The sequence below is a fragment of the Mucilaginibacter sp. P4_G9 genome (assembly GCF_056400985.1).
The window spans coordinates 21,731-48,209 of the sequence record NZ_JBFUKF010000006.1 but is presented as its reverse complement, the minus strand read 5'-3'; the positions used below and the strand labels follow the sequence as shown (position 1 = coordinate 48,209).

The window sequence follows — 26,479 nt, the reverse complement described above, 5'->3', positions numbered from 1 at the left end:
ATATATAAAAGTGTACCCGCTTCGTAACCCACAACTTCCATGGTAGCCTTATCGGTTTCCACATCAGCCAATKAGTCGTCAGATTTTACTTTATCACCAACTTTAAAGTTCCATTTATTGRTAACGCCCTCGGTCATGGTATCGCTAAGCGCAGGCATACGTATTACAGTAGCCGGTATGCTTGAAAGGTCAACCTTTGGCGCAGCAGTAGCGGCAGGTTTTTTATCAGCAACCGGTGCAGCTTCTTTAGCCGGGGTTGCTTCCTTAGCAGGCGCAGCAGGTTCTCCTGCACCATCGGCAAGGGCTGCTTTGTAATCTTCACCATCTTTACCTAAAACGGCAATTACAGCATCAACCGGAACGGCGCTACCTTCTTCAACACCTATATATAATAAGGTGCCATCCTGGTACGATTCAAAATCCATGGTAGCTTTATCAGTTTCAATCTCGGCCAATACATCGCCGGATTTTACTTTATCGCCAACTTTCTTATGCCATTTCGCCAATACCCCTTCGGTCATGGTATCGCTCATTTTAGGCATTCTAACTACTTCGGCCATATACTATTTATATGTGTTATAAAAAATTTGGTATAAATATAACGGTTAGTCCCTAATGTAAGGGTAATCGCTTTGAACGTAAACGTCGGTATATAATTCAGAAGCCTCCGGCCATGGTGATTCTTCGGCAAACTTAACCGATTCATCAACCAATACTTTTACCCTTGCATCAACTTCTTCAAACCATTTCTCGTCGGCATAAGCTTTTTCAACAATAGCCTGGCGGGTTATTTCAATCGGATCTTTTGCTTTATAGCTTTCCAATTCCTCTTTAGTGCGGTATTTTTGAGGATCGGACATAGAGTGACCCTTATAACGATAAGTACGCATTTCCAGGAATGTAGGGCCTTCGCCGGCACGTGCACGTGAAATGGCTTCATCCATTGCTACGTGTACCGCGGCAGGGTCCATACCATCAACAGCTGATGAGGGGATACCATAAGGTAAGCCCAATTTATAAATATCAGTTTGGATAGTAGTACGGGCCACAGAAGTACCCATGGCATAACCATTGTTTTCGCAAACAAAAATTACCGGCAATTTCCAAAGCGCAGCCATATTAAAGGTTTCGGTAAGTGCACCCTGGCGCACCGCTCCATCACCCATATAGGCTATGTTCACAAACTCAGTTCCCTTATATTGCTCGGCAAAAGCGATACCTGCACCCATTGGCACCTGTCCGCCAACTATACCGTGGCCACCGTAAAAGTGTTTTTCTTTATCAAACATGTGCATTGATCCGCCCTTGCCTTTTGAGCATCCGGTTGCTTTACCATATAACTCGGCCATGATGGCATTTGGTGTTACCCCTTTTGCCAAAGCATGCGCGTGATCGCGGTAAGCGGTGATCATACTGTCTTCCYGTTTCATTACAGACATGGCTCCGGCCAGCACGGCCTCTTGCCCAATATACAGGTGGCAAAAGCCCCTGATCTTTTGTTGTCCGTATAGTTGTCCTGCTTTTTCCTCGAACTTACGCATCAACAGCATTTGTTCGTACCACATCAGGTAAGTGTCCTTTGTTATTTCGATTGAACTCATGTAATTAAACAATCTTTTTCTTGGAGTAAAGCGCAAATCTAATTATATCCTTTAAATTATCGAAACCACAACCAATTTGTTATGCAGATTTATTTTTTATTTTATATTAGGATGTTTTATAAGCATTATAACGCCTGTTTTGTTTGTTTAACCAAACTTTATAAGGCTATTTTAAGGTTTTACAAAAGCATTTCGACCAACTTTCTGTGTCCGAACCGTCAAAAAGACATGATTGCCCTTAATTTCAGACTTTTTTTTCACCAATCCTGTAATAAATAGTACATTAAGAATCGCGCCTCACAACATTATGTAATCGTTCTTCGTAATAGTAACAGCGTTAAATTAATAAGATTTTTAGTTGAGCCTGTTTATTTATATTTTTTGAAAAAAAAGTGCGTTTTATTTGCAAATTTAAAAAATATGGATAGTTTTGTATTCAACGATAGACAAAGTGTCTAATTTAATAAACAATTTGTTGACCCTATCAACAATTCAACTGATTAAATGAAGAAATTTGCCCTGGCTATTGCCCTTATTTTCACTGTTTTAGCTTCACAGGCTCAAACAAAAAATGTTACAAGTGTTGCTGAGGATAAAACCGATGAACAGGACGGTTTAGCAAAAACATACTTATCGCAAATTATGGGTGTCGCGTTATCCGCAACCTCAAACATGAAACTTTTTCACTTTGTTTATGATTGGATTGGTACCCCCTACCACTTTGGTGGCAGCTCCAGAAAAGGTATCGATTGCTCGGCATTTACCAAAGAATTATACAGCGAGGTTTTTAACCTTGATATCAAAAGAAATTCACGCGATATTTTCAGCATGGTTAATCCTGTTAACAAGGATGAGCTTAAAGAAGGCGACCTGGTTTTCTTTAAAATACATAGCCGCAGGATATCGCACGTAGGTATTTACCTTGGTGGCGGCAGATTTGCACATGCATCATCCAGAGGCGTAGCTATCAGCAGCCTTGATGACGAATACTATAGCCGCTATTTTTACAGGGGTGGCCGCCTGCTTGCTTCGTTTAAAGATGAGTTGAGCAATACCCCTGCAACCAACGACGAAGAGGATAATAATTAAAAGAAATTCAATTAAATACATAAATTAGTCCTTTCATAAATATGAAGGGACTTTTTTTTTCCGCACGGTTTTTTTTATTGCCTATAACCTTTTGCACTGCAATGCTTTTACAAGCCTGTGAAAACCCCACGCTTATTAAACATCGCCTGGCGCGGCATAAGGAGAAGGCGGTGATAACCCAACCAGTAAAAACCATTCCTGTTCGGCCCGATTCATTATGCATTGCCGCAGTAGGTGATATTATGCTGGGCACATCATACCCCGACAGCGCTACCCTGCCGCCAGACAGTGCCGTCAATAGCTTTAGAGCCGTAAAGCCTGAGTTGACAGGCGCAGATATAATATTTGGCAACCTGGAAGGCTCGCTGCTTGATAATGGCGATCCTGCCCATTTTAAATTACACCAAAAAAGCAAGGCCTTCCTGTTTAGGATGCCTACTAAATATGCCTCGGTTTTAAAAGATGCCGGCTTTAACGTACTTAGCTTAGCCAACAATCATATTAACGATTTTGACGTAAACGGTCGCAAAAGCACCATTAAAACGCTGGATAGCCTGGGCATTAATTATGCAGGACTGCTGGTTAAGCCTTCAACCGTTTTTGAATTGAATGGCGTTAAATATGGCTTTTGCTCATTTGCTCCCAATGCAAACACGGTATCAATACTCGATCTGAAAGGCTCGGCCCGCATCATCAGCAAATTGAAACAACGTTGTGATGTGGTTATTGTATCTTTTCATGGCGGCGGCGAGGGTGTTGATTTTGAGCATGTGCCCTGTGCCATGGAAAGTTACATTAATGAAAAACGCGGCGATGTGCATGCTTTTGCGCATAATGCTATTGATGCAGGGGCCGATCTGATTCTTGGCAATGGGCCTCATGTTAACCGCGCTATAGAACTTTATAATAACCGGCTGATTGCTTATAGCCTTGGTAATTTTTGCACCTATCGTTGTGTAAGCGTGGCCGGCATTTGTGGCCTGGCACCTATGCTGAAAGTATATGTAAATAAAAAAGGTGAGTTTTTGAAAGGCCGGATTTTATCGTTCAGGCAGGCACATGATACCGGACTGGTTAAGGACACCCTGAACCGGGCAGCTATAAGGATCAGGACACTTACTGAATCAGATTTTCCGGGGAGCGGGTTGAGCATTTCTGATGAAGGAGAGATAGCGGTAACAGTACCCGCAACATAATAGCTTTGGTGCTAAAGCCACAAAGTTTTTGATAATTGTACTGCATTAACCTTTGTAAAGAAAGTTAATGCAATTACCTCAAATAAACCGCATCCTCTTCGCCCTCTTCATCAAGCACAACATCAACATGTTCTTTAATTACCGTGGATAAAGCCATGCCTGCAAAATCGGTTGTTACAGGGAAACTTTTGTGGTTACGATCTACCAATACTGCTGTACGCAATTTTTTGAGCGGTACATCCAGGAAAACACCAAAGCCATACGCAAGGGTTTTACCGCTATTGAGCACATCATCTACCAGGATCACTACTTTGTTACTGCACTCCGTTACATCAAAATTAATTTTGGCCTGCAGGCTGCTGCTTTGCTTATCCAGTTCAATAGATAACAGTTTACAGCTAAAGGGAGCTATTTCTTCAAGGATGGCTTTCAGCCTTTTGGCAATGTGGTTACCACTGGGCATAATGCCGGCTATCAGTATTTCTTCTTCGTCGAAATTATCTTCCAGTATCTGGTAAGCAATACGGTCGAGCTTTTGCTGTATCTGTTGCTGGTTTAATATCAGGAGTTTTTTTTCAGACATGTGAATTAATTGTTGTAATGTTTGAAGGTTGGACCGTTGTAATGTTCCATTTTTTTGTGGTAAATATACAAGTCCGTTTTAACGTTTTGCAAAGTAACCTTTCAACTTTGTAACATTAAAACTTTGCGACAGCTTATTTTTTATACGGAACGTAAACAAAGTTTGCTCCCTCCGGCACTACCACAAACACGCACATATATTCATTAGGATTTTTATAGCTGTTGATGAAACGGTCTTTTAATTCGGGCTTGATTACACCACGTTCTGTGAATTCTTCAAGCGTTGAAGCATGGATGCTCCAATCCGAATTAAGATCATGCCTGTCAAGGATCAATTCTCCTAATTTGAGTTCGTGCTGGTGGGCGATGAAAATGGGATATGACGATAAACCTTCCATCATGATCTCGATTGCTACCTCGTGAATAGAATCCGTAAAAAATTTAAGATCTCGCTCCAGGCTCAGTAGCGGACTGTTCTTTGCCGCTTCATGGCTGTCTTTATTATTACCTTCGTTTAACAGGTCTTCGGGTTGCATACGTTAGAAAATTCTAAATGATAAACTCTAAATCCAGAAAGGGGAAACTCCGGGCAGATAAAACTCTTAATCCAGAAAGAGTTTTTTGTCCTTTATCCTTGCTCCTTTTTTTTTCTGTCCTTCCTCTCCCTCTATCTCAATACCAACAGCACAACATTCTCCACATGCTGCGTATGCGGGAACATATCAACGGGCTGTATTTTTACTGTGTCGTATTTTTCTTTTAGTACCAGCAAATCCCGGGCCTGTGTAGCTGCATTACAGCTTACATAAACTATTTTTGGGGCCTCAATTTCCATCAGGCGGGCAACTACATCCGGGTGCATGCCTGCACGCGGCGGATCGGTAATGATCACATCAGGCTTGCCGTGTTCGGCTACAAAATCCGCCACCAGCACATCCTTCATATCACCGGCATAAAATTTTGTATTGGTGATATTGTTAATGGCTGAGTTTATTTTGGCATCTTCAATAGCTGTAGGCACATACTCCACACCAATAACTTCGCGCACATCACCTGCTATAAAATTGGCAATGGTACCGGCGCCGGTGTACAGGTCGTAAACCAGTTCATCCCCGGTGAAACCTGCAAAATCACGGGTTATTTCGTACAGGCGCAAGGCCTGGATACTGTTGGTTTGGTAAAATGATTTTGGACCAATGCGGAATTTTATACCATTCATTTCCTCATGGATAAATTCGGGGCCTTTAAAGGCTATTACATCCTGGTCAAAAATGGTATCGTTCTTTTTTTGGTTAATGATGTATAGCAGCGAAGTAATCTCCGGGAAGCCTGCATCTATAAAGCTCATCAGCTTGTTCACCTCATCTTCGCTCACATACGCAAAAACCACAATTACCATCACCTCGCCTGTTGATGATGTTCGTACAATAAGGTTACGCAAAGCGCCATGGTGATTGCGCAGATTATAAAAAGAATAGCCTTGTTCTATCACAAAATCGCGGATGCTGTTACGCAGATCATTTGATGGTTCGGCCTGCAGGTAGCAGTGTTTTACATCAAGTATTTTATCAAAACGGCCGGGGATATGAAAGCCCAGCGCATTCATGTTGAGCGTTTCGTCCTCCTTGTTCTCGCCATCATACAACCAGCGTTTATCACTAAAGGTGTACTCCAGTTTGTTACGGTAATAACGATCGGCCGGGGAAGGGATGATATCCATGATACCGTCAACATCAATTTTGGCAATGCGACCAAGCGCGTCTGCAACAGATTTTTGTTTGAATTTTAACTGCGCCTCGTAGGTCATGTGCTGCCACTTACAGCCCCCACAGGTGCCAAAATGTTCGCAGAAAGGATCGGTACGATACTCGGATGGTTGTTTTAGTTGGGTGATTTTTGCCTCACCAAAATTCTTTTTGCTGCGGTAAACCTGCACATCAGCAATATCGCCGGGGATGGCTTTATCAACAAAAAGCACAAACTCATCTGCCTTGCCTACCCCTTTACCCTCTTCGGCAATATCAATTATCCGAACGTCTTCAAAAAACTTCTGTTTCGCAACTTTATTCATCAGGCTGCAAAGTTATGCAAAAAAGCATAATCAGGAAGTAAGATACAAGAATCAAGGTGTTAACCTACAAAAGGCGGCATGCTGTTATTGCTAAGCAAACAAGCTTAACAGGTAACTTATTATACCTTTTGTTGCTTTTTCCTCAACCTCGAACTCCTCATCTATCTGGTCAGAAAAATCTGCTAGTTCACGACTCATGGCATTTTTAATTTACTATGCAAACATAATAAATAACATACTAAAAACCAATATGGTATATGGTATTTTTGAAAATAAATTTCTTTGCTCACTTTTTTCACTTAGAACATTCGAAGAGAAATGTTCTAAGTGAAAACATCTTCCTAGAGAAGTACATCAATATACCAAGCCAATTCTTTATAAAAGAAGAATAAAAAACCTTTGAATTACAAAGTCAATAAAGAAATAAAATTAATGATTCGAATATCACGCGCAATGTTCTATATCTTTATAGATGACCACGCAGGAACAAATATATAATTGGTTAATAGTCGGCCTTCAACAGTCACCGACGAGATTTTCGGAGGTGTTTTATTACGATAGACGCGACAATCAGTTTTTTTCGATTTTAATGACTGATTACCTTTTGTTTGACCAAAATGGAGAGTTAGCCGAGGATATAGTCACCAACTATTCACAAAACACATTAACTCTGCTTACAGACAGAATAAGGAGAGTCAATATTGATAACAGGGTAATTGGCGTTCCACGGCTTGGTGATATCGAAGGCGATTATCTGGAGCATGTGGATACCTTTTTAAATCTAAATTCAATTAATATAGAAGCTTCAACCATTTGGGATGTAGAGGAAAGCGGCACGATAAGTATTAAAATAGATGAAAAGCTTTAAACCGCAATAGCCGCCTTCACCAAATACGGCAAAATCTCTTTTTGAAAAGAAACAAAATTCTTACGTACATCTGAATCACTCACCGAAGTAAACGCGAAGCTGAACACTATGCTTTTACTGCATTTAATTAAAAACCGCAATCGCTGGTGGTATGTTTCGTGCTTGCGGATGCCCGGCAGTTGGATAAATGAAGCCATTAACATTTCTTCCAGCTCGTTGGATAAGTTCTTCAAAAAATCCTGGGAGTTGGTGGATTCACGGATGAAATCCCAGCCTATAAATTCGTTGCAAACGGTGTACGACAGGCGACAGGTTTTCATGATGAGGTTATTGAGGTGAGCCTCTTCATCCATATCGGGCGTGTTGCTTTGAACCAGGTCATCAACACTGGCTTTAATATAGTCCATTAGCAAAATATGCAGTACAGCCTCTTTACTATCAAAGTATTTATAGATAGTGGCCTTTGCAATTTTTGCTTTTTTGGCAATTTCGTTAACACTGGTTTTATGGTAACCGAATTTACGGAATAGATCCTGAGCTGCCCGCTTTATACTGTCTTTTATTTTATCGGCTTCCATGAATTAGTTGGATACGGTTATCGTATAATTATAATAACTTACAATATAACTCCTTAATGCCTTAGTTGCCGGGGCCTTTACAGGCGTTCCATCGCTCAGCGAAAACATTGATCCGCTGCATGGATCGGTTACTGTAAAGCCGGAGGCATCAAGTGTTACGGCGCATTTTTTTTCGGGCTGATAGCTGCTGCAACGGTCATAGGCAACATACCCGCCGGTTGCTGTACGGTAAATAATTAACCCGGCAACACCATAACCGCTTATAAAAACCACACCGCCGGCACTGTTAAGTGCCGATAGGCTGGGATCATTTATTGCCCTTGAGAAATTCACTGGTACACTGGGTACATAGTCTGTAGCTTTGCCGCATGAAAAATAGCATAAGCTAATGAATGCTATCATCAGCAGCCTTCTCATAGCATCTCGGTTGTAAACTGCTTCAGGAAGCGCACATCATTTTCTGAGAACAGGCGCAGATCGCGAATAACATATTTAAGATTGGCAATTCGTTCCATACCCATACCAAACGCAAAACCGGTAAATTTCTTACTATCTATACCGCAGTTTTCCAAAACATTCGGATCAACCATACCGCAACCCAATATTTCAACCCAGCCGCTGTATTTACACATGTTACAGCCAGACCCTTTGCAAATGGTACAGGATATGTCCATCTCGGCAGATGGCTCAGTAAACGGAAAATACGATGGGCGGAAACGTACCCTGGTGCCTTCGCCGTAAAGCTCCTGCACAAAGTGATAAAGCGTTTGTTTCAGATCGGCGAAGGATACGTTTTCATCAACATACAAACCTTCTACCTGGTGAAAAAAACAATGAGCACGTGCCGAAATGGCCTCATTACGGTAAACCCTGCCGGGCATAATAGCCCTGAATGGTGGTTTGCCATGCTCCATCATCCTCACCTGTACCGATGAGGTGTGGGTACGCAAAGCGATATCATCCTTTCCGTTGTTCTTTTTAATAAAAAAGGTGTCCTGCATATCGCGCGCAGGGTGTTCTTCGGGGAAATTCAAGGCCGAAAAGTTATGCCAGTCGTCTTCAATCTCCGGTCCTTCTGCAACAACAAAGCCCAGGCGCTTAAATATATCGATGATCTCGTTACGTACCAAAGATAAAGGGTGACGTGAGCCAACGGTAAAGCCATCACCAGGCAAAGTTAAATCGATATCCAGGTCTTTAGCTTGCGGACCAGCTTCAAAACCATCCTTTAACTCCGTATATTTTGCCTCGGCCAGTTGCTTAAACTGGTTAAGCACCTTTCCAAAGGTCCGTTTTTCTTCGGGGCCGACATTTTTAAACTGCTCAAACAAGTCTTTGATAATTCCCTTGGTGCCTAAAAACTTTATCCTGAACGTTTCCAATTCATCGGCATTAACCGGTGAAAAGGCGTTGATCTCGGCAGTATATTGATCTATTTGAGCTTGCATTATTTTCCTTAACTAYTATTAAACAGGCAAGCATGAATAAATCATGCTTACAATAAGATGCAAATATAAAATTATTTAATCACTCCCAATTCCTTACCTACTTTGGTAAACGCCGCTATAGCCTTATCCAAATGATGCATATCATGTGCTGCCGAGATCTGAACACGGATACGGGCCTTACCCTGCGGAACTACCGGGTAGTAAAAACCGATCACATAAATGCCTTCTTCCAGCATTTTAGCGGCAAACTCCTGGGCCAGCTTGGCTTCGTAAAGCATAACCGGTACAATTGGATGCACTCCCGGTTTTATATCAAATCCGGCTTCCGTCATTTTTTGGCGGAAGTATTGGGTATTACTTTCCAGTTTATCGCGCAGCTCGGTAGTTTCACTCAGCATATCCAAAACAGCTATTGATGCGCCGGCGATAGATGGAGCAAGCGTGTTGGAGAAAAGGTACGGACGCGAACGCTGGCGCAGCATATCAATGATCTCTTTACGGCCGGATGTAAATCCTCCCGATGCACCGCCCAAGGCCTTACCCAGGGTGCCGGTAATAATGTCAATTTTACCCATCACGTTATGATGCTCATGGGTACCCCTCCCGGTTTTACCCATAAAGCCCGAGCAATGACTTTCGTCAATCATTACCAGGGCATTGTATTGTTCGGCTAAAGCGCAAATCTTATCAAGTTGTGCAATGGTGCCATCCATACTAAAGGCGCCATCTGTTACTATGATACGGTGACGGCAGCCTTCGGTAGCTTTAAGCTTTTCTTCAAGATCAGTCATATCATCGTGCTTGTAGCGCTGGCGCTGAGCCTTGCAAAGGCGTACACCATCTATAATCGAAGCATGATTCAGCTCATCAGATATTATAGCATCCTGTTCGTTAAACAATGGTTCAAAAACACCGCCATTAGCATCAAATGCCGCGGCGTAAAGTATGGTATCTTCGGCACCTAAAAATTCGGCAATCTTTTTTTCAAGCTCCTTATGTATATCCTGTGTACCGCAGATGAAACGTACAGATGATAAACCGTAACCATGGGTATCCATTGCATCCTTAGCTGCCTGTATCACTTTAGGATTTGCAGATAGGCCAAGATAATTGTTGGCGCAAAAGTTAATTACTTCTTTGCCGCCCTGTACAGTAATATCCGCGCCCTGTGGTGATGTAATAATGCGTTCCTTTTTATATAACCCCGCATTTTCAATGGCTTCAAGTTCCTGCTGTAAAACCGGCTGTAGTGTATTATACATAGTATGTAATATTAAAGGCAGCAAAATTAAGCATTCACATGCATTTGAAATGCCTAATGAGGTCTAAATATTAAATAGCCTCTTTAGATGAAACATTTTGGAGGCAAAAAGTATTCTTACTAAAGAAAGATTATGAAAAAAAACTTACTGCTGATTGTCACTATTTTATGCGCTCTTAATACAACAGCACAGCAATATCTATTATCCGGGCAGATAACTGATCAAAAAAACAACGTAATTCCGTTTACTTCAGTATACATTCGCAATTCAACCTATGGTACTACAGCTAATGAAAACGGATTGTACCAGTTTAAGCTTTCGCCCGGCACCTATAACTTAACTTACCGTTCTGTTGGCTTTAATGAAAAAGTAGTAACAGTTACTATAACAGATCATGATGAAACCTTGAATGTGCAAATGGATGACGAGGTTTTTGGAACAGCAAGGGTAGCTGCCATTTATCGCAAAAACCGCGATGCTGCTGATACCATCATGAAACAAGTGATCAAAAAGCGAAAATACTACCTGGACGAAGCCGCTTCGTACTCCTGCGCGGTTTATATAAAAGGAGTGCAAAAACTGTTGAGCGCGCCTAAATCCCTATTATCAAAAGAGGTTATCAATACGCTTGATCTGGATTCCATAGGTCGCGGCATTCTTTATCAGCAGGAATCACTATCGGAATATAATTTTCAAAGGCCTGATAAAATAAAGGAAATTACAATTGCCAACCGAACAGCTGGTATAAACACTGCTTTTAGTTATAATAAGGCATCCGATCTGCAGGTGAATTTTTACAATAATGTGTTTACCATAAACGGTTTAAGTACCCGTGGCTTTGTATCGCCCCTGGCATCAAATGCATTAACATTTTATAGGTATAAGCTATTGGGTGTATCAAATGAGAATGGTCGCGTTATTGATAAAATACAGGTAATCCCACGCCGCAGCCATGGCCAGTATTTCCAGGGCGATATTTATATTGTAGAGGGCGACTGGCGTTTATACGGTGCCGATCTGTACCTGGCCAATGGCATAAATAGCCTCAACCTGATAGATACTTTACATATCAGCCAGCAATATGTAGCCATTACCGATAGCGTTTGGATGCCATCGGCAGTGCAATACAACTTTAAGGGAGCTGTTTTTGGGTTTAAATTTGGCGGGTATTACCTGGCTATTTATAACAGCTATAAAATCAACCCCACTTTCCCGGATCATTTTTTTACAGGTGAAGTATTAAAGATTGATACTGCCGCAAACTCAAAAAAGGAAGATTACTGGGCATCTGTCCGCCCCGTTCCTTTAACCACAAAGGAAGCCCGGGATTACCAAAAGAAGGATAGCGTTGCAGCTTATAAGTTAACAGATCGCTACTTAGATTCCATTCAACATACCAAAAACCATATCAACTATCCGGGTTATTTAATATTTGGCTACTATGCCAGTAGCCGCAGCGAGAAGGATTCGTTATATGTTTATCCTTTTTTGCAAACCTTTTATTACAACACGGTTGAGGGTTTTGGTATTAATGCTAAGGTGAGATATACCAAAAAGCTGGACGATTTCCGCTCGCTAAGTATAACGCCGAACTTGCGGTACGGATTTGTAAACAAAATTTTGAGTGCCAATGTTTACTCGGAATATAAGAATGATCCTTTTCACAATGCTAAGTTTTTCATGAGCCTTGGCAACGATATTCTGGATTTAAATAACGTAGGCACCAGGTCGCTATACTTTAATACCCTGAGTACCCTCTTAAGCGAAAATAACTATGTTAAGTATTACCGCACCCACTATGGTCAGTTTGGATACCAGCGCGAGGTTACCAATGGGGTATTACTTAGCGGAAATCTGTCTTACGCCAGCCGAAGCCAGCTTTACAATACCTCATACGCCCACATTAAAGATGTTAAAAACAGGGAATATACGTCAAACAATCCGCTGGCCCCGCCGGGAACGCCAGCCGATGACCATTCCTTTTTATTTCCACAGAACCAGGCACTTACCTTTAGTACCTCGGCAACTTTTACGTTCGACCAGCGATATACTACCCGGCCTACCGGCAAGTTTAACCTGCCTTCAAAATACCCGGCGCTCACCGTAAATTACCGCAAAGGCATCAAGGGGGTATTTGGTTCGGATGTTAATTATGACTTTACTTCTGTTGATGTTTCGCAATACAAAATCAGGGTGGGGTTAACCGGCTTTTCAGCTTTCAAGCTCACTGCAGGAGGCTTCTTTAATGACAAAACCCTGTATTATATGGATTACAACCACTTTTTAGGTAACCAGGGTACCACCTTTGATCCTACCTATGTAGGCAGTTTCCACTTTTTACCTTTTTATACATATAGTACCAATGGAGCCTTTTTTGAAGCACATTTCCAGCACAACTTTGCCGGATCGATATTTAATAAGATCCCCATCCTGAGAAAGGCCAAGCTGGAAGAGGTCATCGGCGCTAATTACCTTACTACCAAAAACAACCGCAATTACCAGGAATATTATGTAGGCGTACAACGCCTTATTTTCAGGGTTGATTATGGTATATCCTACGCCGGTAATAAAAAATACATCCAGGGGTTCAGGATCTTTTACGGCATAAGGTAAAGGTGAAAGGATAAAGGTGAAAGGTTATTACATATAATAATCAAGTGTTCGCATTTTTATATGGATCCATTTACCAAAACATGCCGAACACCCGATTTCAAAAACATCCCCAAAACACACCTCAGGCAATCCTAACATAACCTTTACCCTACCTTATCATCATATAAACTTTCACCCTTAGTGCACCATTCACCAACCTATAAAAACCTTTTGCCTTTTACCTTTATCCTTTCACCTCAAAACGCTTTTACCTTTCCGCTCAAAATCATATCTTTGCACTTCATTTAACACTGTTTGCAGCAGTATCAATGGTTTATGGCAATATATAATACACTACTGTACTATTGTTATTCAACAATAGCCGATGCGGAGCAATTTGCTGCCGATCATTTAAATTTTTGTAAAAGTTTAGGGTTAACCGGTCGCATTATTGTAGCTACCGAGGGGCTTAACGGTACCGTATCCGGCACCGCCGAAGCTTGCAAAACCTATATGGATACCGTACACGCCGATGCACGTTTCGCGGGCATCGACTTTAAGATTGATGAAGTTGCCGAGCCATCATTTGTAAAAATGCACTGCCGTTATAAAGCCGAGATCGTATACTCGGGCCTGCGCGACCCTAACGTGATTAATCCGCAGCAACAAACCGGCAAACACCTGGAGCCAAAAGAATTTATGGCCATGAAAGACCGCGACGATGTGGTTGTATTGGACGTTCGCTCCAACTATGAGCACTCCTTAGGCAAATTCAAAAACGCGGTAACGCTTGATATAGAAAACTTCAGGGATTTCCCGGCGATGATCAATGAACTCGCCAAATACAAGGATAAAAAGATCCTGACCTATTGCACCGGCGGCATTAAATGCGAAAAAGCATCGGCCTTGTTATTGCACGAAGGTTTCCCCGAGGTATACCAACTGCATGGCGGCATTATTAAATATGGTAAGGAAGCAGGGGGTCAGGATTTTGATGGCAAATGCTATGTATTTGATAACCGCCTGTCAGTCGATGTAAACAGCGTGAACCCAGTGGTTATCTCCACCTGCCGTAATTGCGGCAAAACAACGCCTAAAATGATCAACTGCGCCAACCCTGAGTGCAATGAGCATTTTACCCAATGCGATGAATGCGGAACCAAAATGGAAGGCTGCTGCAGCGATGCCTGCCAAAGCCATCCGCGCAAAAGGATTTATGATGGTACGGGCTACTACGTAAAAGTTCCGCAGCCGGTAAATACAGCGAAAAGGAAAAACGAGGGATTGACGGTATAGCGCGTCAATACGAGCGGTAAAATACGGAAATTCTGAAGGCGGAAATAACGTTTTGAAACAGTATACCCTGCACCCAAAGCTTTCTGCCTTAAGCTTTTCGCTTTTTGCTAATCTTTTATTTCTCCAATTCAAAGCTTAATTTCGTAAAATTGGTTTGCTTTACAAGCTGATACCATTTTATATCCCATGCGTAGATCCCTGCTCACTGTTATATCCCTGCTTTGTATCGTTGCCCTTGATGCCGGCGCGGTTGATATAAAAAGCATAGGGGTGCCTTATGTACAAAACTACACCAAGGCCATGTACCAGTCGGGCAATCAAAACTGGAGTGTAACGCGCGATGAGCATGGCATTATGTATTTTGGCAACGCCGAGGGCTTACTCGCTTTTGATGGCAAATACTGGCAGCAGCACCATATGCCCAATTCCCTTATCGTTCGGTCGGTATCCGCCGATGGCAGGAGTAAAGTTTACGTTGGCGCTTATGGCGAATTTGGTTACTGGGCCAATGATAAAAAAGGGTTTTTAAAATACAATTCGCTTGTAAGCCTGGTTCCCAAAAAATACCGGCCAATAAACGAGGAGATCTGGAAAATATATGTTGACGGCGATAGGGTGATCTTCCAATCGTTTGGATCTATCTACATTTATGCCAAAGGGAAAATTGATGTTATAAAGGGACCAAGTCCGTACCTGTTTTTATTTAAAGCCGGCAAACGCCTTTTTATTGAGCAGGTATCCGCGGGCTTATTCGAGCTTATAAACAATCATTTGGTGTATGTTGCGGGTAGTAATATTTTAGGCGCAAGCGGGATACTTTCTATACTGCCATTTCAAAAAGACAGGTATATTATAGGCACCGCCCAAAACGGGTTGTTTATTTATGATGGCCAAACCATAAAACCATGGGCAAACCAGGCCAACGATTTTTTAAAAACATACCAGCTTAATAACGGGGCAAAAATTGCCGGTAAGTATTTTGCTTATGGCACTATTTTAAATGGTATTGTGGTGGTTGATACTGCCGGTAATGTAATCCAGCACATCAATAAATCAAGCGGGTTACAAAACAACACTGTTTTAAGCTTGTATACCGATAGCGAACAAAACCTTTGGGCCGGTTTGGATAACGGCATCGACAGGATTGAAGTAAACTCGCCTCTGTATTTTTATTTCGATAAAACCGGCAGGTTCGGCACCGTCTATTCCAGCATCATATTTGATAAAAAAATCTACCTCGGTACCAACCAGGGCTTATTTTACAGCGACTGGATAGCCGATAACAACAGTAAGCTTTTCCAATCATTTGATTTTAAACTCATCCCCGGCTCACAGGGCCAGGTATGGGAACTTACCCTGCAGGATGGTCGTTTACTTTGCGGCCACAACGATGGCACCTACCAGGTAAATGGCAATATTATCACCAAAATATCGGCAACAACCGGCGGGTGGACCACAAAAAAACTAAGCCAGGATAAACTTATCCAGGGAACTTATACCGGTTTGGTGATCTTCAAAAAAGATGCTGCCGGTAACTGGCTCTTTGATCATAAGGTAGAAGGTTTTGGGGAGCCATCGCGCTATGTGGAGCAGGATAATAAAGGACAGATCTGGGTGAGCCATGCCTATAAGGGCATTTATAAGGTAACCCTTAGTGCTGATCTGAAAAAGGTAACCTCCAAAGTGTATTATGATAGCAAATACGGCTTACCGGGCAGCTTTAATGTAAACGTGTTTGATCTTGATAACCGCGTTGTGTTCTCCTCAGATTCGGGTTTTTATGTTTATGACGACATTACCGATCGCTTTTTTAAATACACCCAGCTCAACAAAAAGCTGGGCACCTTTGCCACTTCAAGCAAGATCATAAAGGCCATTGGCAAAAAATACTGGTTCATTAACCAGGGCCGTGTAGCCCTGGCCGATTTTTCGGCACCGGGCCGGTTAAGTATTGATACCAATCGCTTCAGCATCCTTACCGGGCAAATGGTGCAGCATTACGAAACCATAAACCGCATCAATAACTCAACCTACCTCATCAGTATTGATGATGGTTTTGTGATATTGAATGATGAAGACGCGCTTTTGCCAAATAAAATAAACATTCCGCAGGTATTGATCCGCCAGGTAGAAAACATTACCGATAAAGTTTTTGCCATCAGCGAAAACAGCCAGGACCTTAGCGATACCGGTATTCCCTATACGCAAAACAACATCCGCATCTCGTATTCGCTGCCCTATTATAAACAGGCAAAAATTAAATTCCAGTACTACCTGGAAGGCTACTCCCGGCAATGGAGCGACTGGACGCAGCAAAGTCAGAAAGAATTTACCAACCTTGACCAGGGCACCTACCACTTTAAAGTACGCGCCAAAATCAATGATCAAAATGTATCACAAATAACTACGTTAACCTTTGTTATTCTACCGCCATGGTACGCAGGCAAGCTGGCTATGGTATTTTATGCTTTGTTGCTGGTACTCTCCTACTACCTGGTAAGGTATTATTACCGCCTTAAACTAAGGCGTCATCAGCACCGCATTCACGAAAAGCTGCAGCACGAAAAAGAGGAGTTTTTAAAGCAGGAAGCAATTGCCAGCGAACAGCATATCATCAACATAAAAAACGAACAGTTACAGGCCGATCTTGCCGGTAAAAGCCGTGAGCTGGCCAACTCGGCCATGAATTTGGTTTACAAGAACGAATTGCTGCAAAAAATAAGCGAAGAAATAGCACATTTAAAAGATACTACCGGCCAAAAACTGGCCGACGATCAGCTGCGCCGCATCCAAAAAGTAATAGATGAAGGGATGAACGATGAGCGCGACTGGAACATATTTGAAAAGAGTTTTAACGAAGCCCATGAAAACTTTTTCAAAAAACTGAAATCAGGTCACCCCGACCTTGTACCAAACGACCTTAAACTATGCGCATACCTGCGCATGAACATGAGCAGTAAAGAGATGGCATCCCTTTTAAACATCTCCCTGCGGGGTGTTGAAATAAGGCGCTATCGACTGCGTAAAAAGCTCAACCTGGAGCACGATAAAAACCTTGTGGAGTTTCTCATCGAACTATAATACTACATCATTACCTCTCATAGTCCCTTATAAACACGCCTTACTGCACTCTACAGTTGTAGTATACAAGCTACACATTATAGTCTCTTAAATTTCTGTATATCAAATAGTTAACAAAATAAAAAACACATTTTGAGAAAGCGTGTTAAGATTGATGTATTAATGTTGAGTTAATTTTTTTGATTTAACTGTAATATCTGCACAGCTTTGTAAACTAATAAACCAATTATTTCTAACACGTTTTTATTTAATTAACCACTATGAAAAGAATTTTTACTATTTCAGGGGTGATGTTATTGTTCTTATTTTCCGTTACTGCCGCGTTTGCTCAAAACGTAACAGTAAAAGGTAAAGTTACTGATGCTGCAAACGGCGAAGCCCTAATAGGCGTATCTGTTTTAGTGAAGGGAACAACTACAGGTACCCAAACAGATGTTAATGGTGCCTTTACCATTAGCGCTGCCGGTACAGCTACCTTAACCTTCGCTTATATAGGGTATGCCTCAAAAGAAGTTCCTGTAAACGGACAAACATCGATTGATGTACATCTGCAATCGCAAACCAACGAGCTACAGCAGGTTGTTGTAGTTGGTTACGGTACGCAGCGCAAGCTTGATGTAACCGGTTCGGTGGCAACAGTAAAAGGTGCCGATATTTCAAAACAGGCTTCAAACAATGCGCTGAGCGGCTTACAGGGTAAGGTAGCCGGCGTACAGATCACCAACAGCGGTTCTCCGGGTTCATCTCCTGCCGTTAGCATCCGCGGTTTAGGAACCGTTTATGGAAATGTAAGCCCATTATTTGTTGTTGACGGCGTTTGGTATAATGATATCAGCTTTTTAAATCCACAGGATATTGAAAGTGTAAGTATTCTTAAAGATGCGTCAAGCACAGCCATTTATGGTATCCGTGCAGCCAATGGTGTAATTTTAATAGGGACCAAAAGAGGCGTAAAAGGCAAACCGGTATTTAACTACAACGGCTACGCAGGCTGGCAATCAGTTACCAACCAGGTAAAAATGGCCAACGCAACGGAGTATGCCACCGCTATTAATGAGCTGTATACTTACAACAATATAACGCCCGTGCTATTTAGCGACCCCGCAAGTTTTGGAAAAGGGACTGACTGGTATGCGCAGATATTGCAAAATGCATTTGTAACCAACCATGAAGGCTCCATAAGCGGCGGTACCGATAAATATACTTATAACTATTCGTTTGGCTATCTTGACCAGGATGGTTTGGCCAAAACAAATAATTACAAACGCTATACCGCGCATTTATCAAATGATTTTAAAATTACAAAGGCTTTAAAATTTGGATACACGGCAAGCGGATTGATAGGTAAGTCAAAAGATATCAATGGCGGTATTTTTCACCAGMTATTTGGTGTAGCGCCTACATTACCTGTTTACTACAAAGATGGCGCTTACGGCGACCCTAATGATTACCATACAGGTGACGGCAACAACTATAACCCGCAGGCAACCTTGGATTTTTTCAATCAGCGTTCAAAAAATTACAGAATTACTTATAATGCCTACGCCGAACTGTCATTTTTAAAGAACTTTAAATTCAGATCGAGCTATGGCGGCGATAACGGCCGTGCCGAAGTAAGAGCGTACTCTCCAATATACTACGCTACACTGGCCCAAAAAAGCACCTCATCTAATTTGGATGTAAACCAAACAGATACCCGCAACTGGATCTGGGAAAACACCCTGACCTATGATATTAAAATAAAAGATCATAAGTTAACTGCTTTGTTAGGCTATAGCGCACAGGATAACCGCACTTTTGAAAACGATGCACATGCGCAAAATGTTCCTTACAAAAGCAGCGGAAACCTGGTAACTTCTTTTCCCGATACAGCTAAGGTAACCTACTATGCCGATCCTGCAAGGCAGGCGCACACCCGTGCATTATCGCAATTTGCCCGTGTTAATTATTCATTTAAAGATAAATATTTGCTGAATGCATCAATTCGCCGTGATGGGGCATCACAGTTTTATGGAGATCATACTTATGGTTATTTTCCATCGGTTGGTGCCGGTTGGGTAATTACCAACGAAGACTTCATGAAGGATCAGCATATATTTGATAATTTGAAACTTCGCGGTAGCTGGGGTAAAGTAGGTAACTCGGTAGTACCTATCAATCCAACAGTACAAACCATCGCATCCGACCCCTATCTCACCGCAATTTTTGGTAACCCGCAAACAACCAATCCCGGATCAAGCATAAATACGGTTGTACCTCCAACCATTGTTTGGGAAAAGGCAGTAGCTACCGATTTTGGTATAGAAGGGTCTGTATTAAATCACAGGCTATCATTCGAGGCCGATTACTACAACAGGGAAACACAGGACGCCATATTTTCTATCCCTATCCCTTCATCACTGGGTACAAACAGCAGCTCTATCATAGCTAACCAGGCCAGTATCCAAAACAGGGGGTTTGAGTTTTTACTGAGCTGGAAAAATCAGGCATCAAAAGATTTCTCCTATAGTGTAAGTGCAAATGTTGGCATAAATACCAACAAGGTATTAAGTGTACTAAGTGGTAAAAACCCTATTTACCAGGGCGGTAACGGAATTGCCAACGGTGCTTTAGCCACGCGTACTGTGGTAGGCCAGCCAATTGGCGAATTTTATGGCTACCAGGTAACCGGCATTTTCCAAACACCTGCCGAAGTGGCCGCATCAAAACAAAAAACCGCGCAACCCGGCGATTTCATTTACCAGGATACCAATAAAGATGGCCAAATAGATACCAAAGACCGCGTAGTATTAGGTAGCCCGCTGCCTAAATATAACTATGGCATCAATACCTCGTTTACTTACAAACAATTTGACCTGACTTTAGATTTCCAGGGCGTCGCCGATGTAAGCGTATATAACGCCAATATTGCCTACCGTTTTGGTAATGAAAACTTTACTAAAGATTTTTATGATCACCGCTGGCATGGCGCAGGTACTTCAACAACCTATCCATCTGTAAATGTGGGCTCTACAGCAAACTCCGCCCCCAATTCATTTTACGTTGAAAGCGGTGCGTACTTCAGGATGAGGAATGCACAATTGGGTTACACATTACCGTCGAGCCTGTTAAGCAAATGGAAAATACAAAAAGTAAGGCTTTTTGCTAATGCTCAAAACGCACTTACCTTTTTCGGTTACAAAGGCTTCACCCCCGAAGTTGGCGGTGGTGTAGGCAGCATGGGTATCGATGCAAGCGTATATCCATTGTATGCAACCTATAATTTTGGTGTTAACGTTACTTTTTAATCAAAATAAAGATGAAGAACAGTAAAAACTTTTTCTTGCAAAAGGCCCTCATTTTAGGCTTTGTTGCATCTATTATAACATTTCAAAGCTGTAAAAAAAGCTTCCTAAATGTCAATCCGGCCGGCACTACAGCAGCCACACAATTTTGGAAAACTCAGGCCGATGCTACTGCGGCAGTAAATGCCATGTATGCTAATCTGCACGAATGGAAGAATATAGCTTTTGCGCCTATTGCCGTTGAAAGCATGGGATCTGATGATGTGGAAAAAGGCAGCAGCCCTACCGATGCTACTTACCTGAACAATTTCCATAACTTCTCGGCAACCGCCGGGGAAGGGCAAATTGCCGATTTTTGGGCTGGCGAGTATCAAACCATCAATTTTGCCAACCAGATATTGGGTAATGTACCTAACATAACCATGGACGATGCATTAAAAGCAAGATACCTTGCCGAAGCTAAATTCATCAGGGCTTATGCCTATTTCAGGCTGGTAAGAGCTTACGGCGATGTGCCTTTGCGTTTAAGTTTACCCAAAAGCCCCACTGAGTATAACCTCCCCCGTACAGCCAAAGCACAGGTATATGCTGCAATTGAAACCGATTTAACCGATGCCGCAGCGGTATTACCTCAAACCTACGGTTCGGCTGATGTTGGTCGTATAACTAAAGGCGCTGCATTAACCCTGCATGCAAAAGTAGCGATGTATCAAAAGAAATGGAGCGATGTGGTAACTTATACCACACAGGTAATGGGCATGGGCTATTCGCTATATCCTGATTATGAGCAATTGTTCAGAACTACGCATAAAAATAACCAGGAATCGATATTTGAGGTACAGTGTATGCTGATCCCCAATAATGCTGCTGCTTCCAATTCACAATACTCACAGGTACAAGGCGTTCGCGGTTCAACTGGCGGCGGCTGGGGCTTTAATGTTCCGAGCGCCGATTTGGCCGCCGCATATGAAACCGGCGACCCGCGCAGGGATGCCACTATCATCTTCAGGGGCGAAACTACACCCGAAGGCGATGCCATACCTGCCAACGGTGATAACCCTATGTACAACCAAAAATCATATGTGCCTTTTGGCCTATATGTATCTGGCTTTAATGAAGGCTGCCAGCAAAACAAAATTGTTTTGCGTTATGCCGAAGTATTGCTGATGAATGCCGAAGCTAATAATGAGCTTGGTAATTCAGCAGCCGCTTTAGCTCCGTTAGAAGTGGTTCGCGCAAGGGCAAGAGGCGCCAATGCCGCTATCCTGCCTAAAATTACCACCACAGATCAGGCTGCTTTACGTGCCGCTATTTATAAAGAAAGAAGAGTTGAATTTGCTATGGAGTTTGATCGTTATTTTGATGTTATACGCCAGGGAAGAGGCTTAGAAGTTTTTGGTTCAAGGGGTTGGAAAGCAGGCAAAAACGAAGTTTGGCCGGTACCTCAAAACGAGATTGACCTTAGTGCGGGTATTTTAACCCAAAACCCTAATTATTAATTATCAAAATTCAACAACGATGAAAGCATTTAAAAATTCACTTAAAGTTGCGCTCCTGGTGGGCGTAGCTGCAAGCTTCACCATATCATCATGCAAAAAAGGTTTTGATCCTAAAACTTACGCCCCATCAAAACCATTACCAACATTTGGCGGGTATAGCAGTACAAAAGATATTGAACCTGCAAGCTTAGTAGCCTATTATCCATTCAACAGCAACCTTGCCGATAGTTTATCGGGAGCTACAGGTGTTGGAGCCGGAACAAGCTTTACTAAAGGATTAACAGGCCAGGGATTAAAGGGAGCCGATAAATCATACGTACTATATGATACACCTGCGGGGATCAAATCTTCTAAAAGTTTTACCGCAAGCGTTTGGGTAAATATGCCGCAAAATACTTCAGCAACAGGGCTTATGGATCTTCAAAATGACCAACCCGGGGGAGCCGGATTTTGGGGTAGCCTTGCTATATTTTTTGATAACGGCGGCACATCATCAACCGGTGTACTTAAAGTGCATGCATTTAACAAAAGCGGCAGCTCAACAGGAATAGATGGATGGGAAGGCGGATATACCGTAGCAGATCCCTGGAATACATGGATAAATGTTACCGTAACTTTTGACGCAGACGCCTCTACTATTTATGTTTATTACAATGGCGCCCTTGCAGGTAAAAACACCGTTACGGGCTTTGCGCCTATGGATTGGACCAATGCCAAAAAAATGGTTTTTGGTACTTTGCAGTTTCAAACCACCCCATCGCTTACTGCCAATACCGGTGCGCAGGATTGGGCCGGTTATGTAACCGGAACATTAGATCAGATAAGGTTTTATAGCAAATCTCTTTCTGCCTCACAGGTATTAGCTTTATATAACCTGGAAAAAGCAGGAAGATAATTGGTTGATTGATTTGGGTTGTTCCGGGTAAAACCGGGCACCCATTTTTTTCAAAATATAATTTAACCGGGATTTATTAACGTCGGGTTTGTGCATGAGGAATTTAAAAAATTGTTTGGTCTGGGGCTTAATTATCATACTTTTCGCCTGTGGCAAAGGATCAAAAACCACCCCACCACCGGTTTCCTCATTCAGCTTTAATGCTTTAAAAGTGAACGGAAAAAACAATGGGTTTAAATATGTGAATGTAAATGCCAAACCGGCAATTGCCATTACGTTTTCAACTCCGCTTAACCGTACATCAATAGCCGGCAGCATTAGCATAAGCAGCAAGGCTGGTGCAACCGCTACCTACAATACTACCTACCAAAACAGCGATAGCACGATTGTGATTACCCCAACGGGTTTCTCGCCCATTACGCAATACACCCTCAATGTTACTACAGCGCTAAAATCAGTAAAGGGCGGCAGCCTGCAATCGGCATTGGCTGTGCAGCTTACCACGGCTATCGATAGTACAAAAAAATTCGGCACCATAACCGATGATCAGCTTTTAGACCTGGTGGAGAAACAAACCCTGAAATACTTTTATGATTTTGGCCACCCCACCAGCGGCCTTGCACGCGAACGTAATTCATCGGGCGATGTAGTAACCACTGGTGGCTCGGGTTTTGGCATTATGGCTATTGTCGCGGGCATTAACAGGGGATTTATCTCCCGTGCCGATGGTTTAGCGCGGATGCAAAAGATAGTAGGCTTTTTAAATACCAAAGCTCAAAAGTTCCATGGTGCTTTTCCGCATTGGCTTAATGGCGCTACCGGTGCTGTTGTACCATTCAGTGCGCAGGATAATGGCGCCGACCTGGTAGAAACCTCCTACCTGGTGCAGGGCCTGATAACCGCACGCCAGTATTTTAGCGGCGCCAGCACAGATGAAACCCAGCTGCGTACCGATATCAATACTTTATGGAATGGTGTAGAGTGGGACTGGTTTCGCCAAAACAGCCAAAACGTTTTATACTGGCATTGGAGCCCCGACCAAAACTGGGCTATCAATATGAAAATTACCGGCTGGAATGAAGCATTGATAGTTTATGTTCTGGGAGCAGCATCTACAACCCATGCCATACCCAAAACAGTTTATGACCAGGGATGGGCAAATAATGGCAGCATTAAAAATGGCAGTACTTATTATGGTGTTAGCTTACCGCTTGGTCCGGCGCAGGGCGGTCCGATGTTTTTTGCACATTACTCGTTCTTAGGTATCAACCCCAAAGGCTTAACCGATGCTTATGCCAACTACGAAACGCAGAACAAGGCACACGCCACCATCAATTATAATTACTGCGTTGCCAACCCGCAGGCCAATGGCGGCTACAGCGCCGATTGCTGGGGACTAACCGCAAGTGATATTGAAGGCGGCTATACAGCAAGCTCGCCAACTAACGATGTTGGGGTAATTGCGCCTACCGCGGCCATAGCATCTTTGCCTTATACGCCAACACAATCTATGGCGGCGTTAAGATTTTTTTACTACACGCTTGGCGATAAATTATGGGGACAATATGGCTTTTACGATGCTTTTAACTTAACCAACCCATGGTTTGCAGATTCATACCTGGCAATTGACCAGGGACCAATTGTGGTAATGATGGAAAACTACCGCACCGGCCTGCTCTGGAACCTGTTTATGAGTGCCCCGGAAGTAAAAACCGGCATGAAAAACTTAGGATTCAGCAGTCCTAACCTATAAATTTTAATAACAATATTCTACATGAAAAAAATTATAATAACCCCCATCTTGTTGATACTTGCTCTGTGTTGCTTTGCACAAAAGCAATCAAAAACCACAACGGCAGATGGCATTAAACCAGTAAGCATTATAAAAAACCTTAGCGATAGCGCATTACTTGATGTGGTGCAACGCCAAACGTTCCGCTATTTCTGGGATTTTGGTCACCCTGTAAGCGGCCTGGCCCGCGAGCGCAGCAACAAGTCATTTGATTATGGCGATGAGGTGGTAACAACCGGCGGATCGGGCTTTGGCATAATGGCGCTCATTGTTGCCGATAGCCGTAAATGGATCACCCATGAGCAGGCTGTTGACAGGATGATGAAGATGGTTAACTTTTTATTTAAGGCCAATTCGTTCCATGGCGCTTTCCCCCACTGGATGAATGGCGAAACCGGCAAAGTGATCCCGTTTGGGCGTAAGGATGACGGAGGCGATATTGTGGAATCGGCCTATTTATTCCAGGGACTGATCTGCGCAAAACAATACTTTACCGCCAACAATCCTAAAGAGCGGCGCATACGTGATGTGATCAGCTGGATGTGGGGCGAAATGGAATGGAACTGGTACACCCGCGATGGCCGTGACGCCCTATACTGGCACTGGAGCCCCAACAATGGCTGGGCCATGAATTTCCCTATCCACGGCTTTAATGAATGCCTTATAACCTATGTATTGGCTGCATCGGCAGATAGATACCCGGTAAGCGCCGATGTTTACCACAGGGGTTGGGCGCAAAGCGATTTCTTTAAAAACGGCAAAACTTTTTACGGATATAAACTGCCGCTGGGCTTTGATTTTGGCGGACCGCTTTTCTTTTCGCAATACTCGTTTATGGGCTTAAATCCAAAAGGGTTAAAAGACCAATATGCCGATTACTGGGAGCAGAACAAAAACCATACACTCATTAACTACGCCTACTGCGTTGATAATCCTAAAAAATTTAAAGGCTACGGCGAAAACTGTTGGGGACTTACAGCCAGCGATAACTTTGAAGGTTACAATGCCCATTCGCCAACAAATGATCTTGGGGTAATAACGCCAACCGCAGCATTATCCGCATTTCCATACACACCGGAACAATCCATGAAAGCCCTGCGCCATTTTTATTACGACCTGGGCGATAAGATCTGGGGCGAATACGGCTTTACCGATGCTTTCAGCGAATCGCATAACTGGTATGGTAAATCATATTTGGCTATAGACCAGGGACCAATTGTGGTAATGATAGAAAACTACCGTACCGGCCTGCTCTGGAAACTTTTCATGAGCAGCCCCGATGTACAAAACGGCCTAAACAAACTTGGTTTTGCAAGCCCGGCAATCACAAAGAAATAACACGATT

20 protein-coding genes are annotated in these 26,479 nt (G+C 42.7%); 11 read left to right on the top strand and 9 right to left on the bottom strand.

Annotated features, from left to right (window positions below; translation table 11 throughout):
- The coding region (locus tag AC1DPZ_RS01595; RefSeq protein WP_477400776.1) for a biotin/lipoyl-containing protein at window positions 1-560 on the bottom strand (560 nt) is incomplete at its 3' end.
- Window positions 561-605: 45 nt separating this feature from the next.
- On the bottom strand, window positions 606-1,601 hold the full coding sequence (gene pdhA / locus AC1DPZ_RS01590; protein ID WP_477400775.1) for a pyruvate dehydrogenase (acetyl-transferring) E1 component subunit alpha: 996 nt from the start codon (window positions 1,599-1,601) through the stop codon (window positions 606-608).
- Between the two features lie 504 nt (window positions 1,602-2,105).
- On the opposite strand from pdhA, the gene AC1DPZ_RS01585 reads away from it, so the two are divergent.
- Window positions 2,106-2,690: a C40 family peptidase gene (locus tag AC1DPZ_RS01585; RefSeq protein WP_477400774.1), complete on the top strand. Its 585-nt coding sequence runs from the start codon at window positions 2,106-2,108 to the stop codon at window positions 2,688-2,690.
- Window positions 2,691-2,791: 101 nt separating this feature from the next.
- On the top strand, window positions 2,792-3,886 hold the full coding sequence (locus AC1DPZ_RS01580; protein WP_477400773.1) for a CapA family protein: 1,095 nt from the start codon (window positions 2,792-2,794) through the stop codon (window positions 3,884-3,886).
- A 73-nt stretch (window positions 3,887-3,959) separates the two neighbouring features.
- Here the strand turns inward: AC1DPZ_RS01580 and AC1DPZ_RS01575 are convergent, their stop codons facing one another.
- The 3 genes from AC1DPZ_RS01575 to rlmD all read right to left on the bottom strand — a co-directional run bounded on the left by AC1DPZ_RS01575 (window position 3,960) and on the right by rlmD (window position 6,539).
- Window positions 3,960-4,469, bottom strand: a complete 510-nt coding sequence (locus AC1DPZ_RS01575; RefSeq protein ID WP_477400771.1) for a phosphoribosyltransferase family protein — start codon at window positions 4,467-4,469, stop codon at window positions 3,960-3,962.
- A gap of 133 nt (window positions 4,470-4,602) precedes the next feature.
- Window positions 4,603-5,004 carry a hypothetical protein gene (locus AC1DPZ_RS01570; RefSeq protein ID WP_477400769.1) on the bottom strand — a complete coding sequence of 134 codons (402 nt, stop codon included), beginning with the start codon at window positions 5,002-5,004 and terminating at the stop codon, window positions 4,603-4,605.
- A gap of 131 nt (window positions 5,005-5,135) precedes the next feature.
- Window positions 5,136-6,539: a 23S rRNA (uracil(1939)-C(5))-methyltransferase RlmD gene (gene rlmD, locus AC1DPZ_RS01565; RefSeq protein WP_477400768.1), complete on the bottom strand. Its 1,404-nt coding sequence runs from the start codon at window positions 6,537-6,539 to the stop codon at window positions 5,136-5,138.
- 589 nt (window positions 6,540-7,128) lie between these two features.
- On the opposite strand from rlmD, the gene AC1DPZ_RS01560 reads away from it, so the two are divergent.
- On the top strand, window positions 7,129-7,407 hold the full coding sequence (locus AC1DPZ_RS01560; RefSeq protein ID WP_477400766.1) for a hypothetical protein: 279 nt from the start codon (window positions 7,129-7,131) through the stop codon (window positions 7,405-7,407).
- Here AC1DPZ_RS01560 and AC1DPZ_RS01555 read toward each other — a convergent pair.
- The 4 genes from AC1DPZ_RS01555 to kbl all read right to left on the bottom strand — a co-directional run bounded on the left by AC1DPZ_RS01555 (window position 7,404) and on the right by kbl (window position 10,695).
- Entirely contained in the window at window positions 7,404-7,985 is a 582-nt protein-coding gene (locus AC1DPZ_RS01555; RefSeq protein WP_295718190.1) for a TetR/AcrR family transcriptional regulator, read from the bottom strand. The two genes, AC1DPZ_RS01560 and AC1DPZ_RS01555, sit on opposite strands and share 4 nt — an antisense overlap.
- A gap of 3 nt (window positions 7,986-7,988) precedes the next feature.
- The gene (locus AC1DPZ_RS01550; protein ID WP_477400765.1) at window positions 7,989-8,402 is read right to left on the bottom strand and encodes a Rieske (2Fe-2S) protein; all 414 of its coding nucleotides are present in this window, start codon (window positions 8,400-8,402) and stop codon (window positions 7,989-7,991) included.
- Window positions 8,399-9,433, bottom strand: coding sequence for a phenylalanine--tRNA ligase subunit alpha (pheS, locus tag AC1DPZ_RS01545; protein WP_477400764.1), 1,035 nt, complete (start codon window positions 9,431-9,433; stop codon window positions 8,399-8,401). The genes AC1DPZ_RS01550 and pheS overlap by 4 nt, the downstream gene beginning before the upstream one ends.
- Before the next feature lie 71 nt (window positions 9,434-9,504).
- Window positions 9,505-10,695: a glycine C-acetyltransferase gene (gene kbl / locus AC1DPZ_RS01540; protein ID WP_477400763.1), complete on the bottom strand. Its 1,191-nt coding sequence runs from the start codon at window positions 10,693-10,695 to the stop codon at window positions 9,505-9,507.
- 132 nt (window positions 10,696-10,827) lie between these two features.
- Between kbl and AC1DPZ_RS01535 the strand changes: the two genes are divergently transcribed.
- The 8 genes from AC1DPZ_RS01535 to AC1DPZ_RS01500 all read left to right on the top strand — a co-directional run bounded on the left by AC1DPZ_RS01535 (window position 10,828) and on the right by AC1DPZ_RS01500 (window position 26,472).
- Complete coding sequence (locus AC1DPZ_RS01535; RefSeq protein WP_477400761.1) at window positions 10,828-13,308, top strand: DUF5686 family protein; 2,481 nt, start codon at window positions 10,828-10,830, stop codon at window positions 13,306-13,308.
- A 315-nt stretch (window positions 13,309-13,623) separates the two neighbouring features.
- The gene (gene trhO / locus AC1DPZ_RS01530) at window positions 13,624-14,583 is read left to right on the top strand and encodes an oxygen-dependent tRNA uridine(34) hydroxylase TrhO (RefSeq protein ID WP_477400760.1); all 960 of its coding nucleotides are present in this window, start codon (window positions 13,624-13,626) and stop codon (window positions 14,581-14,583) included.
- Window positions 14,584-14,769: 186 nt separating this feature from the next.
- Window positions 14,770-17,664 (top strand): triple tyrosine motif-containing protein, encoded by a 2,895-nt coding sequence (locus tag AC1DPZ_RS01525; protein ID WP_477400758.1) that lies wholly within the window; start codon window positions 14,770-14,772, stop codon window positions 17,662-17,664.
- 260 nt (window positions 17,665-17,924) lie between these two features.
- On the top strand, window positions 17,925-20,951 hold the full coding sequence (locus AC1DPZ_RS01520; protein ID WP_477400756.1) for a SusC/RagA family TonB-linked outer membrane protein: 3,027 nt from the start codon (window positions 17,925-17,927) through the stop codon (window positions 20,949-20,951).
- Window positions 20,952-20,962: 11 nt separating this feature from the next.
- Entirely contained in the window at window positions 20,963-22,447 is a 1,485-nt protein-coding gene (locus AC1DPZ_RS01515) for a RagB/SusD family nutrient uptake outer membrane protein (protein ID WP_477400755.1), read from the top strand.
- 19 nt (window positions 22,448-22,466) lie between these two features.
- Window positions 22,467-23,342, top strand: coding sequence for a LamG domain-containing protein (locus tag AC1DPZ_RS01510; RefSeq protein WP_477400754.1), 876 nt, complete (start codon window positions 22,467-22,469; stop codon window positions 23,340-23,342).
- A 94-nt stretch (window positions 23,343-23,436) separates the two neighbouring features.
- Window positions 23,437-25,095, top strand: coding sequence for a glucoamylase family protein (locus AC1DPZ_RS01505; RefSeq protein ID WP_477400753.1), 1,659 nt, complete (start codon window positions 23,437-23,439; stop codon window positions 25,093-25,095).
- A 21-nt stretch (window positions 25,096-25,116) separates the two neighbouring features.
- Entirely contained in the window at window positions 25,117-26,472 is a 1,356-nt protein-coding gene (locus AC1DPZ_RS01500; RefSeq protein ID WP_477400751.1) for a glucoamylase family protein, read from the top strand.
- The last annotated feature ends 7 nt before the right edge of the window (window positions 26,473-26,479 follow it).